16 protein-coding genes are annotated in these 15,821 nt (G+C 50.4%); 9 read left to right on the forward strand and 7 right to left on the reverse strand.

All coding sequences use genetic code 11. The annotated features are described in order from the left end of the window. Positions 1-4: 4 nt before the first annotated feature. The 4 genes from scpB to ACGHZ6_RS15405 form a co-directional block, all read right to left on the reverse strand. On the reverse strand, positions 5-1,567 hold the full coding sequence (scpB, locus tag ACGHZ6_RS15390) for an SMC-Scp complex subunit ScpB (protein ID WP_390614873.1): 1,563 nt from the start codon (positions 1,565-1,567) through the stop codon (positions 5-7). Further along, on the reverse strand, positions 1,567-2,577 hold the full coding sequence (locus ACGHZ6_RS15395; protein WP_390614874.1) for a segregation and condensation protein A: 1,011 nt from the start codon (positions 2,575-2,577) through the stop codon (positions 1,567-1,569). Before ACGHZ6_RS15395 ends, scpB begins: the two co-directional genes overlap by 1 nt. A 159-nt stretch (positions 2,578-2,736) precedes the next feature. Further along, complete coding sequence (locus ACGHZ6_RS15400; RefSeq protein WP_390614876.1) at positions 2,737-3,357, reverse strand: L-threonylcarbamoyladenylate synthase; 621 nt, start codon at positions 3,355-3,357, stop codon at positions 2,737-2,739. 155 nt (positions 3,358-3,512) lie between these two features. Continuing rightward, positions 3,513-4,337, reverse strand: coding sequence for a PHP domain-containing protein (locus ACGHZ6_RS15405; RefSeq protein ID WP_390614877.1), 825 nt, complete (start codon positions 4,335-4,337; stop codon positions 3,513-3,515). A gap of 107 nt (positions 4,338-4,444) precedes the next feature. Here ACGHZ6_RS15405 and ACGHZ6_RS15410 point away from each other — a divergent pair, with 107 nt between their 5' ends. From ACGHZ6_RS15410 to ACGHZ6_RS15445, 8 genes are all read left to right on the forward strand, one after another. Next, complete coding sequence (locus ACGHZ6_RS15410) at positions 4,445-5,191, forward strand: VC0807 family protein (RefSeq protein WP_390614878.1); 747 nt, start codon at positions 4,445-4,447, stop codon at positions 5,189-5,191. A gap of 29 nt (positions 5,192-5,220) precedes the next feature. Beyond that, the gene (locus ACGHZ6_RS15415; RefSeq protein ID WP_390619174.1) at positions 5,221-5,520 is read left to right on the forward strand and encodes a YciI family protein; all 300 of its coding nucleotides are present in this window, start codon (positions 5,221-5,223) and stop codon (positions 5,518-5,520) included. Positions 5,521-5,657: 137 nt separating this feature from the next. After that, positions 5,658-6,347 carry a TIGR04211 family SH3 domain-containing protein gene (locus tag ACGHZ6_RS15420; RefSeq protein WP_390614879.1) on the forward strand — a complete coding sequence of 230 codons (690 nt, stop codon included), beginning with the start codon at positions 5,658-5,660 and terminating at the stop codon, positions 6,345-6,347. A 37-nt stretch (positions 6,348-6,384) separates the two neighbouring features. Next, positions 6,385-6,960 (forward strand): peptidylprolyl isomerase, encoded by a 576-nt coding sequence (locus tag ACGHZ6_RS15425; protein WP_390614880.1) that lies wholly within the window; start codon positions 6,385-6,387, stop codon positions 6,958-6,960. 45 nt (positions 6,961-7,005) lie between these two features. Beyond that, positions 7,006-7,767, forward strand: a complete 762-nt coding sequence (locus tag ACGHZ6_RS15430; RefSeq protein ID WP_390614881.1) for a pyridoxine 5'-phosphate synthase — start codon at positions 7,006-7,008, stop codon at positions 7,765-7,767. Between the two features lie 174 nt (positions 7,768-7,941). Beyond that, positions 7,942-8,355, forward strand: coding sequence for a CBS domain-containing protein (locus ACGHZ6_RS15435; RefSeq protein WP_390614882.1), 414 nt, complete (start codon positions 7,942-7,944; stop codon positions 8,353-8,355). 96 nt (positions 8,356-8,451) lie between these two features. Next, positions 8,452-9,360, forward strand: a complete 909-nt coding sequence (locus tag ACGHZ6_RS15440; protein WP_390614883.1) for a Rossmann-like and DUF2520 domain-containing protein — start codon at positions 8,452-8,454, stop codon at positions 9,358-9,360. A gap of 24 nt (positions 9,361-9,384) precedes the next feature. After that, complete coding sequence (locus tag ACGHZ6_RS15445) at positions 9,385-10,176, forward strand: TrmH family RNA methyltransferase (RefSeq protein WP_390614884.1); 792 nt, start codon at positions 9,385-9,387, stop codon at positions 10,174-10,176. Here the strand turns inward: ACGHZ6_RS15445 and ACGHZ6_RS15450 are convergent. Continuing rightward, on the reverse strand, positions 10,173-11,390 hold the full coding sequence (locus ACGHZ6_RS15450) for an MFS transporter (protein ID WP_390614885.1): 1,218 nt from the start codon (positions 11,388-11,390) through the stop codon (positions 10,173-10,175). The two genes, ACGHZ6_RS15445 and ACGHZ6_RS15450, sit on opposite strands and share 4 nt — an antisense overlap. A 143-nt stretch (positions 11,391-11,533) precedes the next feature. Next, a complete protein-coding gene (locus tag ACGHZ6_RS15455; protein ID WP_390614886.1) occupies positions 11,534-12,679 on the reverse strand; it encodes an acyl-CoA dehydrogenase family protein in 1,146 nt (381 codons plus the stop codon). Between the two features lie 159 nt (positions 12,680-12,838). Between ACGHZ6_RS15455 and ACGHZ6_RS15460 the strand changes: the two genes are divergently transcribed. Continuing rightward, positions 12,839-13,915, forward strand: coding sequence for an AraC family transcriptional regulator (locus tag ACGHZ6_RS15460; RefSeq protein WP_390614887.1), 1,077 nt, complete (start codon positions 12,839-12,841; stop codon positions 13,913-13,915). Positions 13,916-13,983: 68 nt separating this feature from the next. On the opposite strand, the gene ACGHZ6_RS15465 is transcribed toward ACGHZ6_RS15460, so the two are convergent. Beyond that, positions 13,984-15,774 (reverse strand): acyl-CoA dehydrogenase family protein, encoded by a 1,791-nt coding sequence (locus ACGHZ6_RS15465; protein WP_390614888.1) that lies wholly within the window; start codon positions 15,772-15,774, stop codon positions 13,984-13,986. Between the last annotated feature and the right edge of the window lie 47 nt (positions 15,775-15,821).

The raw sequence follows: 15,821 nt of genomic DNA on the forward strand, positions 1-15,821 counted from the left end.
GATCTTACACTTCTTCTTCGGGTGATGAGTCAAACAGGGAGGATACGTTTGAACCCTCACTTGCTTTGTAGGTGATACCAGAGTCTTCAATCGGCTCTGGGGTTGGCTCTTCTGCAGCAGCTACCTCTTCAGGTTGGGCTTCAGTGTCAGCTTCTGCAAGTTCGGCCTCGGCAGAATCTTCTTCTGTTTCGAAGGATTCTGGTTCGGTGATGTCGTCTTCGGCTTCCGGCTCTGGTATTTCAGCATCCAAAGATTCCAGATCAGATTCTGTATCAGCAATGGAATCGTCAGCGGCCTCGAAAGACTCTTCAGCGTCTTCTGTTTCAATAGAGCCTTCAGCGCTAATAGAGCCCTCAGCGTTAAAAGAGCCTTCAGCGCTAAAAGAGCCTTCAGCGTTAACGGCATCTTCAACCTCGATCGAATCTTCAGCATCAAAGGCGTCGGTTTCTTCAACTTCGGCAAGCGCTTCCGCATCAGCTTGTACTTCTTCCTCGGTAGCTTCAGCGCCATCAACATCACGCTCGATAATTTCGTCTGCCACCACTACTTCGCTATCAGCATCTTCTGGTTCGGCAGTATCACTTACCACTTCGCCTTCTTCAGCCACTGCTTCAGAGGCTTCGGCATCCTGATTCTCTGCGCCCTCTTCCTGCTCATCCACATCTACCGGCAAGTCAGGCGTTTCTGGAACTGGCGGCATTTCTTCCAGCTCCAGTTCTGGATTAAGATTTTCCAGATCGCTGATTTCACCCAGGGATGGCAGCTCTTCCAGGCTCTTCAGGTTGAAGTAATCAAGGAATTGGCGCGTAGTCGCATACAACGATGGACGACCCGGTACATCACGGTGACCAACCACTTTAATCCAATCGCGCTCGCTCAGGGTTTTGATAATGTGCGAGCTTACCGCGACACCACGAATCTCTTCGATATCACCACGGGTAATAGGTTGACGATAGGCAATCAACGCCAGGGTTTCCAACAGTGCACGGGAGTATTTCTGTGGCTTTTCATCAAACAGACGGTTAACCCAGGTAGCGGTTTCTTCACGCACCTGGAAGCGCCAGCCGGTGGCAACTTCTTTTAGCTCAAAGCCACGGCCTTCGCAGTTAGCGGCAATGGCCTCGAAGGCTTCTTGAATTTCTTCTTTGCTGGGAGCTTCGCTTTTTTCAAACAACGCTAAAACTTTGGTGGCATTTAACGGTTGGCCAGAAGCCAACAATGCACCTTCGATAACGCGCTGAAGCTTTTCTGGTTCGAGGGGCTCGGGCTTGGAAATTTCTACCGCTTCGTGCTCTTCGGAGGCGTAGGCGTCCTGGGCTTCTTCCTCAGCATCCTCGTCGGCCTCTGCTTCAGTTTCATCATCTGCAGCGGACTCAATGGCTTCAGCCTCATCGCTCTGCTCTTCTGAGGTATTCTCCAACTCAGATTCCGCCAACTCAGACTCTTCCCGTTCTGCATCTTCAGATTCAACAGTTTCCAGGGTTTCTTCTACCTGAGTGTTTTCTTCAACGGTGTCCATAGATTCAGGCGTCATTTCTTGTTCTTCTGGTGTTTGTTCCTGACTCATTACTCTACTGCTCCCTGGGAACGGGCTTTTACATGGATAGGGCCAAAGGCCTCACTTTGCACTATCTCTACTAAGGATTCTTTGATTAATTCCATCACTGCCAGGAAGGTTACAACCACGCCTAAACGGCCCTCTTCCACGGTAAACAGATTTACAAACGGCATAAACTGCCCGCCGCTTAACTTGTCCAGCACTTCGGTCATACGCTCGCGAGTGGAGAGCTTTTCTTTTTCAACGTGGTGACTTTCAAACATGTCAGCACGACGCAGCACTTCCGACAGGGCCAGTAGCACTTCTTTCAAATCGACTTCCGGCTCGGGGCGCGTCAGGTTGCGATCGGGCGGCTCTGCGACGGCCTGACGAATATCACGATTCATACGCGGCAATTCGTTAATGTCTTCTGCTGCGATTTTGAAACGTTCGTATTCCTGCAAGCGGCGAATCAGCTGCGCACGAGGATCTTCTTCCTCTTCCTCTTCTTCGTGGGAGCGCGGCAACAGCATGCGGGACTTAATCTCCGCCAGCATGGCAGCCATCAGCAGGTACTCTGCGGCCAGCTCAAACTGCATGGAATTCATCATTTCCACGTACTGGATATATTGCTTGGTAATCTCGGCCACGTTGATGTCGAGAATATCCAGGTTCTGGCGACGGATCAGGTACAACAAAAGATCCAGCGGGCCTTCGAAGGCCTCGAGGATAACTTCCAATGCATCGGGTGGAATGTACAGATCTTTGGGCAGCTCGGTAACGGCTTGGCCCTGCACAATGGCAAAGGGCATCTCAGCCTGTTCGGGCTTTTTCGCGCCCTCTTCAGCACCGGCCTCAGTTTCGCCTTCTGGCTGCTGTTCTGACTCTGTCGCCGAGGATTCCGTGGTGTGCTCGCCTTCTGCCTCTACTGTTGCTGAAGCGTCTCCTGCTTCCAGCGCGTCTGTAGAGGTGGTTTCAGACACGGTTTCCGGGTTTTCTATCTCGTCTGATGCGCTGATCGCTTCAACCTCTGTGGTCACAAAACACCCTTATTTTTCGCGTTAGTAGATATGTCTGTAGACCTACAATCCTGCAGTCCCTACCGGGCACTGCCCCCAATGCCACCCCGACCAACATTCGTCGGGGTAAGCGGTCAATTATACCGAGAAATGGGGGGCAGAAGATAGGGTTAGAGGAAGCTAGAGAAGGCTAGAGGCGTCGGCGACGCCCTGGCGGACGATTTCCGGGTTATCACCGCTCAGATCGATCACAGTGGTAGGCTCCATACCGCAAAAACCACCGTCAATCACCAGCTCCAGCTGATGCTCCAGGCTTTCACGGATATCGTATGGATCGGTTAACGGGTATTCATCCCCCGGCAGGATCAGGGTACTGCTCATCAGGGGTTCACCCAGCTCTTCCATTAGCGCCAGGGCAATGGGGTTATCGGGTACTCGCAAACCGATGGTTTTACGCTTGGGGTGCATCAGACGCTTGGGCACCTCGGAGGTGGCCTCCAGAATAAAGGTATAAGCGCCTGGGGTATGGTTTTTCAACAATCGGAACACCGTGTTATCTACCTTGGCATAGGTGGACAACTCCGACAGATCGCGGCACATCAGGGTGAAGTTGTGATTTTTATCCAACTGGCGGATACCGCGGATACGGTCCAGCGCCATTTTATCGCCGATATGACAGCCCAATGCGTAGGCAGAATCGGTGGGATAGGCAATCAGGCCGCCCTTTTGCACGATTTCCACTGCCTGACGGATTAAGCGGGTTTGTGGGTTTTCGGGGTGTACTTGGAAAAACTGCGCCACTGGCGACTCCTTTTTTATTTGTTCTTACGGCCTTTGGCCTTTTCGCCGCTCCTGAGGCTTTTTGTCTTGAGCACAGCACAAGCCAAAAGACACTGGATTCCTGCCACTGCCTACGCAGGGGCAGGCTCTAAATACCGCAGGAATGACGTAATAATCTATTCCCACAAGGTCCAGACTGGCTGACAGACGTCCGGCAAGGGCTCAATAGCTCCCAGTTCCTGCCAGGGCTGGTCTGGCACATGAAAATCACTGCCGATTGAGGCGAATAGCTCAAATTGCAGCGCTATGCGGGTTAAATCTTTGGTAGTGTTAGGCTGTTGTTTACCACTGATGACTTCAATCGCCTGCCCTCCGGCGGCTTTAAAGTCTTCCACCAGGCGACATAGCTTGGAACGGGTCATTTTGTACTTGGCAGGATGGGCCAAAACAGCAACACCGCCAGCCTCACAAATCCAGCTCACCGCCTCATCCACATCAGGCCACAACTGTTTCACATCACCTGGTTTACCTGCCCCCAGATACTTCTTAAAGGCAGCATTGATGGTGGGAACCACACCGGCTTCCACCAGATATTTAGCAAAATGCGGCCGCCCAACGACCGCTCCGGCAGCGATCTTTTGTGCCCCTTCCAGGGCCCCTTCAACGCCTGCCTTGGCTAACTTTTGACCGATCAGCTCGGCCCGGTCATTTCGGCTCTTGACCTGTCTGGCCACTGCTGCCTGCATCTGCGGATGCTCTGTATCAACATTCAGGCCCACAATATGAATACCTATACCATTCCACAGGGTAGAGAACTCAATACCGGAAATCAGCTCAATCCCTTGCGCCTTGGCTTCAGATCGGGCAGGCTTCACGCCTGCGAGGGTATCATGGTCAGTTAGGGCCAATACGCTAACACCTTGCGCCTTGGCTCTCGACACCAGATCCTGAGGGCTTAAAATACCATCAGAGCATGAACTGTGGGTGTGAAGGTCGTACAAATGCGGTTCCTAAGAATCTAAACGAGCAGCACCTAAAACTGATTGCCCAGTGACAATAAGCATTCGGGCCCTTAACTATATAGCCCGTATTATCCCTGAGTGACGTTATGACACAAGCACCGATTGAGCAAAACACCTCATCTGAGACTCCAGATACTCAGCCAGCGAAAAGCACAAACAATGAAAGCCTGCTGGTTAACCTGCTCTTCAACATTATTATTCCCACATTAATCCTCACCAAACTCAGTGGTGAAGATTACCTGGGCACCAAGCTGGCGATAGTAGTCGCCCTGGCCTTCCCAATTGCCTATGGCGTGCGTGATTTTACCCGTACCGGCAAAATGAACTTCTTCTCAGCGCTGGGGGTTATCAGTATTTTCCTGACCGGTGGCATGAGCATACTGGAGCTGGATCCCAAATATATCGCCATTAAAGAAGCCGCCATTCCCGGCTGCTTTGGCTTGGCCACACTGATTTCCCTGAAAACCCGCTACCCGCTGGTGAAAACCTTTTTATACAACGACAAGATTCTGCAGGTTGATAAGGTGGCCGAAGCCCTAAAACACCACGGCACTGAGGCAGCCTTTGATAAGGCCCTGATTAACGCCTCTTATTTGATTGCCCTGTCCTTCCTGATTTCTTCCATATTGAATTATGTACTGGCCAAGGTACTGCTGGTGAGCCCACCGGGCACCGAAGCCTTTAATGCCGAGCTGGGCAAAATGACCGCCCTGAGCTTTCCAGTGATTGCCGTGCCCGCCACCATAGTGATGATGGGCGCACTGTTTTATCTGTTTAAACAGATTCAAAAGCTCACCCACCTGACGCTCGAAGATATTCTTATCCATCAGTAAACCTGCTATCCAGAAAGGAATAATCCATGTTGTATTACGCCATCGTTAGCGAAGATGTGCCCAATAGCCTGTCACTGCGCCAGCAAGCGCGCCCGGCCCATATTGCCCGCCTGCAAGAATTAAAAGATCAAGGTCGCCTGTTTATGGCTGGCCCGAACCCTGCCATCGACAGCGCTGATCCCGGTGAAGCCGGATTTACCGGCAGCATGGTGGTTGCCGAGTTCGATTCTCTCGAAGATGCCCAGGCTTGGGCCGATGCCGATCCGTATATTGAAGCCGGCGTCTATGCCAAATCCACGGTTAAACCTTTCAAAAAAGTCCTGCCTTAACAGAAAAATTAAGACCGCGACTGCCAAATAGGGCCAGGCCTCCCGCCAGCCCTATTCGTGACTGAGTTGACAGGTAAATTCTCTCAGTTACAGTAAACTCTTATATTCTTCATTTATCCCTAACCGAGAGAACATCCGTGACTAACAAACTCCTATTATCTGCCTTCCTATCAGCTGGATTAGCATTGAGCGGCCTGACCACACCAGCTGCCTATGCCGCAGATCGCTGGGTATCCGATGTTCTGTACGTGCCGCTGCGCAGCGGTAAAGGCAATCAATTTCGTATCGTAAATCGCGGCTTAAAAACCGGTACCCCGCTAACACTCATCGAAGAAGATGTTGAAGGTGGCTGGGTATTTGTAGAGACCGAGACAGGCGAACAGGGCTGGGTACGCAGTCAGTATGTCATCAACGAGCCTACTGCAAGCATCCACTTAAATAACGCCAACAGTAAAATTGCCAGCCTGGATAAGCAACGTAAGCAATTACAAACTCAGGTTAAAGATCTGAAAAGCGAAAATCGTCAACTGAATAAAGAGCTGAATAAGGTTAGTAATAAAAGCAGCAAGCTGGATAAAGAGCTGAGCACCATCAAACAGGTATCATCCAGTGCTATTGATCTGCATGAGCGCCATCAGGAGCTGATGCACCAGCATCAATTGATCCAGACAGAACTGGATGTCCTAAAAGCCGAAAACAGTCGCCTGAAAGCCGATTCCCGCAATACCTTCTTTATTTACGGCGCCCTGGCTGTTGGCCTGGGCGTATTGATTACCCTGATTGTTCCCAACCTGCGTCGCCGCAAGCGCTACTCCGAGTGGGCTTAATCACGATTTATTTGTTGTTACCGAACAAGGATAGAAGATGAAATTTTCCAATCTGATTGTACGCCTTACTGCTGCTGTCATTGCTACTGCACTATCTGTTTCTGCCCTGGCAGCCAACCCCAAAGCAGTATTGAAAACGGATTTAGGTGAAATCGTCTTTGAGTTGTACCCGGAAAAAGCCCCAGCTACTGTGGCCAACTTTTTAGAGTATGCGGAAAGCGGTTTTTACAACGGTACGATTTTTCATCGGGTAATTCCCGGTTTTGTTGCCCAGGCTGGTGGCCTTACCTTCGATTACATCAAAAAAGAAACCCGCGACCCTGTCGTTAATGAATCTAACAACGGCCTGCGCAACCGCAAGGGCACAGTAGCCATGGCTCGCCTGCCGGATCCCGACAGTGCCACCTCACAATTCTTTATCAACCTGAATCGCAACACCCACCTGGACGCGAAAAAAGACCAGCCGGGCTATACCGTGTTTGCCAAGGTGACTAAAGGTATGAACGTGGTGAAAAAGATTGTTAAGGAACCTCAGGGTATGATGCGCGACTACCCGCAGGCGCCCAATACGCCTGTACGCATTTTGTCGGTGACCATAGAAACCACAAACTAAAAACACCTGTGATTTTTTAGTGAAACGATTTTTAGAAGTATTTTTATGAGCAAAACAGCCCTAAGTGTAAACCTGAATAAAGTCGCCCTGTTGCGTAACTCCCGTGAAGGTAACTTTCCCTGCGTTGTTGAACATGCCAAGGTATGCTTGGACGCTGGAGCCGATGGCATTACCGTACACCCGCGCCCGGACCAACGCCATATTCGCCCCCACGACGTTTACGATTTAGCGGAACTGGTACGTCCGCTGGACGGCATTGAGTTTAATGTGGAAGGCAATCCGTTTGCCGAATCCCTGGGTGACTACCCCGGCTTTATCGAACTGGTGGAAGCGACCAAACCAGACCAGTGCACACTGGTGCCGGATAGCAATGATCAGTTAACCTCCGATCACGGTTTTGATCTGACCCGCAGCGGCGACGAACTGCGCCCTATTATTAAACGCTTGCAGGATCAGGGCATTCGCGTCAGCCTGTTTATGGACCCCGACGTGGAGCAAATCAAACTGGCAAAAGCCGTTGGTGCTGATCGTATTGAGCTCTACACAGGCCCATACGCCGAAGCCTACAAACTCCAATCGGAGCAACTGGAATCTATCTACCAGGCCCACTACAAAGCCGCAGAAGCAGCCAATGAATTGGGCTTAGGTGTCAATGCCGGTCATGATCTCAACCTCGACAACCTGGATAAATACCGCGGTATCCCGCAGCTGCTGGAAGTCTCCATTGGCCACGCTCTTACCGTAGATTCCCTGGCCATGGGCATGAGAACTGCGGTTGAGCGCTACCGCGTCATCTGCCACAAATAAGCGGGTAAGCTGCCACAAATAGCCTGCAACAATAAGCCAACTAAACAAAAGCTAGTTGCCATACAAAATAACCAGGAGTAGGCTAACCTTACCGTAGGGATCACGCCCCGTTGTTATCGTGGGGCACTCCCTATGCATAGCAAGGCCATGCAAGGCTAAAATAGGAGAAACGGCATGCGTTCCATCCTGGTTAAAGACTATATGGACCACACCCCACACGCGGTAAAAGTGGACACTAACGTGCGGGATGTTATTGAGATCTTACTTAAAGCAGGTGTTTCAGGCACTCCTGTGATCGATGCAAGCGAAGCATTGGTGGGTTTTGTCTCCGAGCAGGACTGTATTAAGGAAATGCTTAACGACGCCTTCTATTGCGAGGAACCCGCCGCCGTCTCCGCGGTGATGAGTAATGAAGTCTCCACCGTCACCCCTGACACCTCTATTGTTGAGCTGGCACAAAAACTTCTGGTGGAAAAACCCAGAGTCTATCCGGTTGTCGATGATGGCAAACTTGTCGGCGTAATCAAACGCGCCCAGGTACTGCAAGCCCTGGTGGAAAATGACGAAGATTGTTATCTACGCCATTAATATTATGGCAGACTAGAATTTCCAAGGGCGACCAAAGGTCGCCCTTTTTCGTGGCATTTCCTTATAATATCGCCACTTCTCCAGAGCCAACTTACCATGACATCCACGACTCCTCCACTCCCCACACTGCAACTTATTGGCGGCGGCAAGCTGGGGCGAACTCTTTCGCGGTTGTGGCATGACAAAGGTTATTTTTCGATCAATCAAATTCTGACGCGCAATGAAACAACGGCCAATGAAGCACAAGACTTTATTGCTGGCGGCCACGCGCTATGGCGATGGTCAGAGTTATCTGCCCCACCGCAACCCTGCCTGTGGCTGATTGCCGTTGCCGATAGCCAATTGGCAGAAGCGGCTCACACACTTTCCCAGCAGCAACTGGTTAAACCCGGGGATGTTGTTTTTCACTGTAGCGGCGCCACCAGTTCCACTATCCTCAAGCCTTTACAGGATCAGGGCGCTTATACCGCCAGCATCCATCCAGTACACAGCTTTGCCAATCCAGAAAAGTCACTGTCCTCCTTTGCCGGTAGCCACTGCGCCTACGAAGGCGATAGACAAGCACTGACACAACTTCTCCCCGCATTTGAAGCCTTGGGCGCCGAATTGTTTGAAGTCAGTGCCAAACATAAAAGCCTATACCATGCAGGATCCGTGATGGCCTGTAATTATCTGGTAGCTCTGCTGGATGCCAGTTTTGCCAGCTTTGCCGCAGCCGGCGTTGAACGTGAAAGAGCCAGTCAGTTACTTGCTCCTCTGGTACACCAAACTGCTGACAATGTATTTAACACGTCCCCACAAGCAGCACTGACCGGCCCTATTTCCCGCGGTGATCACACCACCGTTGAACAGCAGCTGCAAGCACTGGAAAAGCTCAACCCCGAGATTGCCAAGCTGTATAATCAACTGGGCCAACAGACACTACATATTGCCGAACAACAGCAGCAGGCAACCCCTGAAGATTTACAACGTATTCAAGCCCTGCTTGATGATGGTAAAAACTGACCCCTATTAAAAGCCGATTTATCCATGTCAAAAGATACCAACAACACCGATAGTGAAAACTACCAAAAGAAAAAACAGTTTTTCGATCAGCTACTCACCGTCTATGGCCGCAACCCGGTTTTCGAAGCTCTGCAGGATAAAAACAATCAGGCGTACCGCCTGCATTTGGCCGACTCCAACCGCCAGGCCAAAGTGATCGACGACATTGTTAAACTGGCGAAAAAACGCGATGCTGAAATCGTCTATCACTCACGCCAGGAACTTTCACGAATTTCCAAAAACGCCAAACAGGACCAAGGCGTTGCCGTTGATCTGGTTTGCAAAGGTTATCAGGATTACAAAACGTTTCTGCAAAATAACCAGGGCCGTGAGCTGGATATTATTGCCCTCGACCGTATTACCAATCCGCAAAACCTGGGTATGATTATTCGTTCCGTCTGTGCCGGTGCCATTGATGGATTGCTGCTGCCCCGAAAAGGCTGCGCCAAGCTGGATCCTTTGGTGATTAAAGCCAGTGCCGGCACTCTGTTTAGAGCCCCTATTCTGCGTTGCGATACACTGACAGACGCCCTTCAGGATTTTCAACAACACAACTTCCGCATTTACGGCCTGTCATCCCACGCCGACACCACCATCAGTAGCATTCCTCAACAGGGATCGTCGGTGTTTGTGCTGGGCAATGAAACTGAAGGCGTATCACAGTCCGTTGCAGACTGTTGTGACCACCAGGTATCTATTCCAATGCGCAACCAGGTTGAATCGTTAAATGTGGCCGTCACGGCCAGCTTGCTGGCGTTTAGAAAGGTGATGGTTTAGTTGTTATCTTGTAGAGAGGCTTGTTGCAGTTGCCACAAGCCCGGCAACATAAAGGTCGCCACAAACAAAACCGCCGAGATAATACCGCTGGCAAACAGCACCTGCAGCCCGCCCCAATAGTCGACGGCATAACCACAGGCTAAAGCACCTAATGGCGCCATACCAAATAATGCCAACTGGTAGATCGACATCACGCGCCCACGCTGGGCGGCAGGTGCCAATTGCTGAACAATAGATTTACCCAGACTGGATGCCACTCCCGTGACACAGCCCCAGCAAAAGACCAATAATAACAAGCCTGTTACCGTCGGTTTAGCCCCAATTGCCAGCAACAACACCCCGGTATAGAAAACACAGAACAACACACTACGGCCGGGATACTGCACGGCACCCCGACGCAACAAGCCCAAATTTGCCGCCACATTGCCAACCACAAAAGCCAGCTGCAACCCGGCAAAGTAATCTGCTCCCAAGCCATAGACATCACGTACCAGCAGCGGTATCACAACGATAAACACCCCCATATGCATAAAGCCATTAAAGGCCACCAGACCAATCATCTGGCGCAACAGGGGAATGGCCATGAGAGAGCGTACACCACTGCCCAAACGCTCACCCAATTCCTGGTCCTGAACAGATTCCGCAGGCGGAGAGATTTTAGGCAAGCGGCTATAACAAAAAGCAGCCAAGAAGACGCCCAGCACCTGGATCAATAACAAAACACTGATCTCAAGGGTCTGCTGCTGGCCCGCCACATAAATACCCAGCCCCTGAAAGGCGAAATAACACAGACTGATTTTGATTACACTGCGCTGAAGATCATCAGCGTCCCCAGGCTTCACCACCCGCGGCAACATACTGTCACGCAGGGGCTGTAAAAATGCCTGGCAGATTCCCAACATCACCCCATAAACCAGCAACGCATAAAGGGAAAGCCACTCGCTAAACACCACCCACAGCATCAGACCGTGAACCAGCCCCAAGGTTATTAACATCTGAGGCAAACGGCGCCCGCCATCGGCGCCATCGGCGTAGGCGCCACCCACCAGCAATAACAATAAACTTGGCAGTAATACCGAGGCCTGCACCCAACCCACCTGCTCCGCATCCAGCGCTAATACGCCAACCGCTAGCCAGGGTAACAATACCACCTGTATTCCCATCGCCAGGGAACTAAAGCTAACACCAGCCAAATAGGTTTGCAGAGCACGCAAATGGAAAACCTCGGAGGGAAAAATTCAAAGGCCTATTTTAGCGATATGGAAGATGCGGTGCCACCATAACCAAAAGCACAAAAAAGCCCGCTTGCCGAAACGGCAAGCGGGCGAAGAAGGAAAAACTGACTGACTGGAGCGGCTTAGCGCCCAACAATACCGCGCGAGATAACTTCTTTCATAATTTCAGAAGTACCGGCGTAAATAGTCTGAATACGTGCATCCACGTAGAAACGGGAAATTGGGTATTCAACGGTGTAACCGTAACCACCGAACAACTGCAGACATTCGTTAACGGCTTTCAGCTGCATTTCGGTGGTAGCCAGCTTCAGGATAGCAGCGTCGTCTACGGTCATTTCGCTTTTCGCGAATTTGGCCATGTTCTGGTCCAGCAGCGCTTTACTCAGAGCGATATCGGTTTTAACTTCTGCCAGCTTGAAGCGAGTGTTTTGGAACTGGCTGATAGCCTGACCAAACGCTTTACGCTCTTGTACATATTCAGTGGCCAGATCCAGAGCACCTTGTGCCTGAGCAACAGCCTGAGTAGCACAACCCAGACGCTCACGTGGCAGCTCTTCCATCAGGTAGATAAAGCCTTTGTTTTCTTCACCCAACAGGGCATCAGCAGGCACACGCAGGTTATCGAAGAACAACTCAGCCGTGTCACTGGCGTGCTGACCGATTTTCTCGATCGACTTACCTTTGGAGAAACCAGGCAGGCTGGTGTCTACCAGGAACAGAGAAATACCTTTGGAGCCGGCATTTACATCAGTCTTGGCACATACGATGGCCAAGTCGGCGTGAATACCGTTGGTGATAAATACTTTGGAGCCATTGATCACATACTCGTCACCGTCTCTAACAGCGGTGGTACGCATACCGGCCAGGTCAGAACCGGCACCCGGTTCGGTCATGGCGATACAGGAAACAACTTCACCGGTAACCATACGTGGCAGCCATTGCTCGCGCTGAGCTTCGGTACCAATGTTGTAGATGTAAGGTGCACAGATATTGGCGTGGATGTTGTAGTTACTGCCCAGACCACCAAAGCCCATGCGGCAGATTTCCCAGTTGATCAGCTGGTTCACTTCAAAACTGGCCTCGGCTGCACCGTATTTCTCTGGCATGTCTACACACAGCATGCCGGCTTCGCCCAGCTTGTTCCACAGCTCGCGAGGAACCTGGTGATCCTTCTCCCACTGCTCATAGTATGGAGCCACTTCCTGCTCCAGGCAGCGCAGAATCATATCGCGGAACAGTTCCAATTCTTCGTTGGCGACTTCAGACATGGGATAACCTCGTATCAACTGAATAGATAATTAGCGTTCTAGTGTGAATCATTCCGCCTCGGTCAACAATGATAAAAGCTGACACAAAGCTACCATTTTCGGACACAAACTATCCGTAACAGCTAGTTTTAAGCCCCAAAAGTGCGTCATAATAGCCATATGACTACCAAATCCGGACACCCTCTACCCTCCTCACCACCAGCAGAGACTCCGCTGACCCAGGAGGTTAAGCACACCATTGCCAGCTATTTTGCCCGTGTCCACCTGCAAAATGCTGGACGCCAAGGCATGGATATTGAAGTGCTGATGGCCCAGGCCCAGCTGCCCTCCTCCCTACTACAGGAACCCGGTGCCCGTATCGCCCCACAGCAATTGGCTGCACTGTTTCAGGCTATTTGGCAGGTTAATGACGATGAGTACCTGGGGCTGACCCAAACCCCCAGGCGTGTAGGTGTATTTACGTTATTAACTGAGCGAATGGTTCACTGCGAAACCCTGGGACAGGCATTGAAAGAAGCGATTCGCTTTTACCGCTTAATCGATAATGACTTTAATCTGGTGGTCGAGCAGCAGGATAAGCAGGTCTTGCTACATATACGCTTGCAGCGGCCCGAGCTGGATTATCAGAACATTCTTACTGAGTTGTTACTGCTGATATGGCACCGTTTCCCCAGCTGGCTGGTAAAACAGGTTATCCCGCTGCAGGAGATCCGCTTTCGGTTTCAACCGCCTTCCCACAAGGAAGAGTACCGTTTGTTGTACCCTGGCCCCTGTCGGTTTTCCCAACCAGACAATACGCTGGTGTGGCCGGCGGAGGTTCTCGACTTGCCGATCCGCCGTAACACCGAACAATTACTGAAATATCTTAAGATCGTGCCCCTGCCCTGGTTTAGAAAACAGGAGTTTGTCGAAACACTTACCGACCGAGTCAGCCGTATGCTGGAGGAAGGTCCCGTCGATCATCTGATCACACTTGACGATATCGCCGAACAATTGCACACCACAACTCGTACCCTGCGACGTAAACTCACCAGTGAAGGCAGCAGCTTCCAGCGTTTAAAAGATAATGTCCGGCGAGATAGAGCCATCTATTGGCTGAGCCAGGAAGACATCAGTATTGCCGAGGTGGGAAGGCGCAGCGGCTATACCGAAGCAACTGCGTTTATCAGAGCCTTTAAAAGCTGGACCGGGGTTGCGCCAGGGGATTACCGCAAACGGTTACTGGCAGGAAAGTAATTTTACCGACTCGCAGAGTGAGCTGACCCGGTAAGAAACCCGGTCAGCTAAAGCTACTTCTATGTAGCTCAGACCATTCTTTCAGCTTGACTTACCGCATTGTAACTTTGCCTCTCCCTGTGTTGCTCCTGCTGGCGTTGTGAGAACTTCTCTTTTAACTCGGCAAAGGTATCAGCTTTACCTTGATAATTTAACTCGGCCAATGCTTGATCCTGGTAAGCATGTACCAAGTCAGCAGACAGCAGTTCCCATTCACGGCATATTTCTCGAGTTTGTTGATCGTTCATCATTAGATGCGGATGATCAATCACGGCTTGAAAGCGAGTCGCTAAGGGTTCAATAATACTATCTGAGGCTCCGATTAATATGTCTTTGACAAACTGGTCCGCCGGATACCAAGCTTTAACACGGCCAAAATCACGATGGATTTGCGTTAGCAGCACATTACGTGGGCCTTCCCATAACTCCTGAATTAAGCCGTCGCGCATCATACGTGGAAACGCTGAGAAGTCCTCCATAATGCCATGCCCACCAAACGTAGAAATCGCCTGACGGGTAAAGGCTGGGCCGTCATGACACACCACTATTTTTTGCAGCAAAATCATTTCACGCAGACGGAATAAACGACGGCGGTGCTCCATATCCTCAATCGCTTCCAATTCTTTTAGACCCGCAGCTAATTTCTCATTTAAATCTCGGGCCTCATCATACAACTTAAAACAACCGGCACTGGTACGCTTGGCCGTTAACTTTAAATCCTCTAATTGATTTGCCATCATTGGAAACTCGGCAATCGGCAGGGTAAACGCTTTTCGGAACTGAGCATACAAAGACGCTTCCCTGTACATACGTAACATACCTGCCGCCGTTCCAAAGGCCACATGTAAACGGGACAGTGCCAACACTACACCTACAATATTAGCCATACCGTCTTTGAGTGGACCCACAGGGTAAGCCACGGCGCCATTAAAAGTAATTTCGGCAGTAGGGAGTTCAGATAAACCTAACTTACTTTTTAATCTGTCTATGGTGTAACCGTTACGTATTTCTTTATCGCGGTTTTCTGGCAGCCAGGCAGGCACCAAAAATGTGGCCACTTGCGTCTCGGAGTCAGTATTTTTAGGTTTAGCCGTTACAAAGGTATACTGGCTTTGAGTTGCTGAGCAAAAGAATTTTTTGCCATATATACGCCATACTCCAGCTTTGCCATCTTTACCTTCTTTCTCAACAAATTCTGCCTCCACCAGGTTAGCGCCTACGTCACTGCCCCCCTGAATTTCAGACATGTACTGTCCGGCGCTAGCGTATTCATACTCACCATTATGCATACGGCCCTCACGGCAATGAGCCAGAGCATCTGTTGCCTCGGGAGATAGGGTTCCGGATGTTTCATATTTCTCCATCAACGCGATTAAACCATGTGTGCCACCAAAACCACACATCACCCCCGCTTCACTATTTTGATAAAGTAAAAAACACTTAACAAACCGGCTCCATGGGGTATTTTTACGATGGTCAAATAACCCCAAGCCCAACACTTCTTTTTCCAGTGCTTCGGTTGCAGCAGATCGTTCTAAACGGTCTATTCTGTGATTATAAGCATCGTAGTGTTTTAACTTGGTCAGTTTCACCCGATTTTCTATTGTGCCCCCCTCTGCGGCCAGGTCACGGTAATAATACGAGGCCTTATTTGATAACTCGTTTAACTCCTCATGAATCTTCTGATAATCAGCACCAGCGTGTTTCTTCACGAGAGCCTGGAAAAAATCATCATCCCTGTAGTAATTAAATTGGTCACGTACAAACAAATAATCGTCAAAAGAATAATCGTTATCTCGGTTGCCTTTTTGTTGCAGCATAGGGTTTCTCCATTCATAAGCGTTATTCACAGCAAGTCTGAAAGAAA

Source organism: Maricurvus nonylphenolicus (assembly GCF_042854845.1).
In the GTDB taxonomy this organism is placed as follows: domain Bacteria; phylum Pseudomonadota; class Gammaproteobacteria; order Pseudomonadales; family Cellvibrionaceae; genus Maricurvus; species Maricurvus nonylphenolicus.

Coding starts and splice junctions, on each gene's coding strand:
- ACGHZ6_RS15410 (WP_390614878.1), top strand. CDS start 4,445: ATGACACAAGCACCGATTGAGCAAAACACCTCATCTGAGACTCCAGAT.
- ACGHZ6_RS15440 (WP_390614883.1), top strand. CDS start 8,452: ATGACATCCACGACTCCTCCACTCCCCACACTGCAACTTATTGGCGGC.
- ACGHZ6_RS15430 (WP_390614881.1), top strand. CDS start 7,006: ATGAGCAAAACAGCCCTAAGTGTAAACCTGAATAAAGTCGCCCTGTTG.
- ACGHZ6_RS15425 (WP_390614880.1), top strand. CDS start 6,385: ATGAAATTTTCCAATCTGATTGTACGCCTTACTGCTGCTGTCATTGCT.
- scpB (WP_390614873.1), bottom strand. CDS start 1,567: ATGAGTCAGGAACAAACACCAGAAGAACAAGAAATGACGCCTGAATCT.
- ACGHZ6_RS15445 (WP_390614884.1), top strand. CDS start 9,385: ATGTCAAAAGATACCAACAACACCGATAGTGAAAACTACCAAAAGAAA.
- ACGHZ6_RS15455 (WP_390614886.1), bottom strand. CDS start 12,679: ATGTCTGAAGTCGCCAACGAAGAATTGGAACTGTTCCGCGATATGATT.
- ACGHZ6_RS15435 (WP_390614882.1), top strand. CDS start 7,942: ATGCGTTCCATCCTGGTTAAAGACTATATGGACCACACCCCACACGCG.
- ACGHZ6_RS15460 (WP_390614887.1), top strand. CDS start 12,839: ATGACTACCAAATCCGGACACCCTCTACCCTCCTCACCACCAGCAGAG.
- ACGHZ6_RS15465 (WP_390614888.1), bottom strand. CDS start 15,774: ATGCTGCAACAAAAAGGCAACCGAGATAACGATTATTCTTTTGACGAT.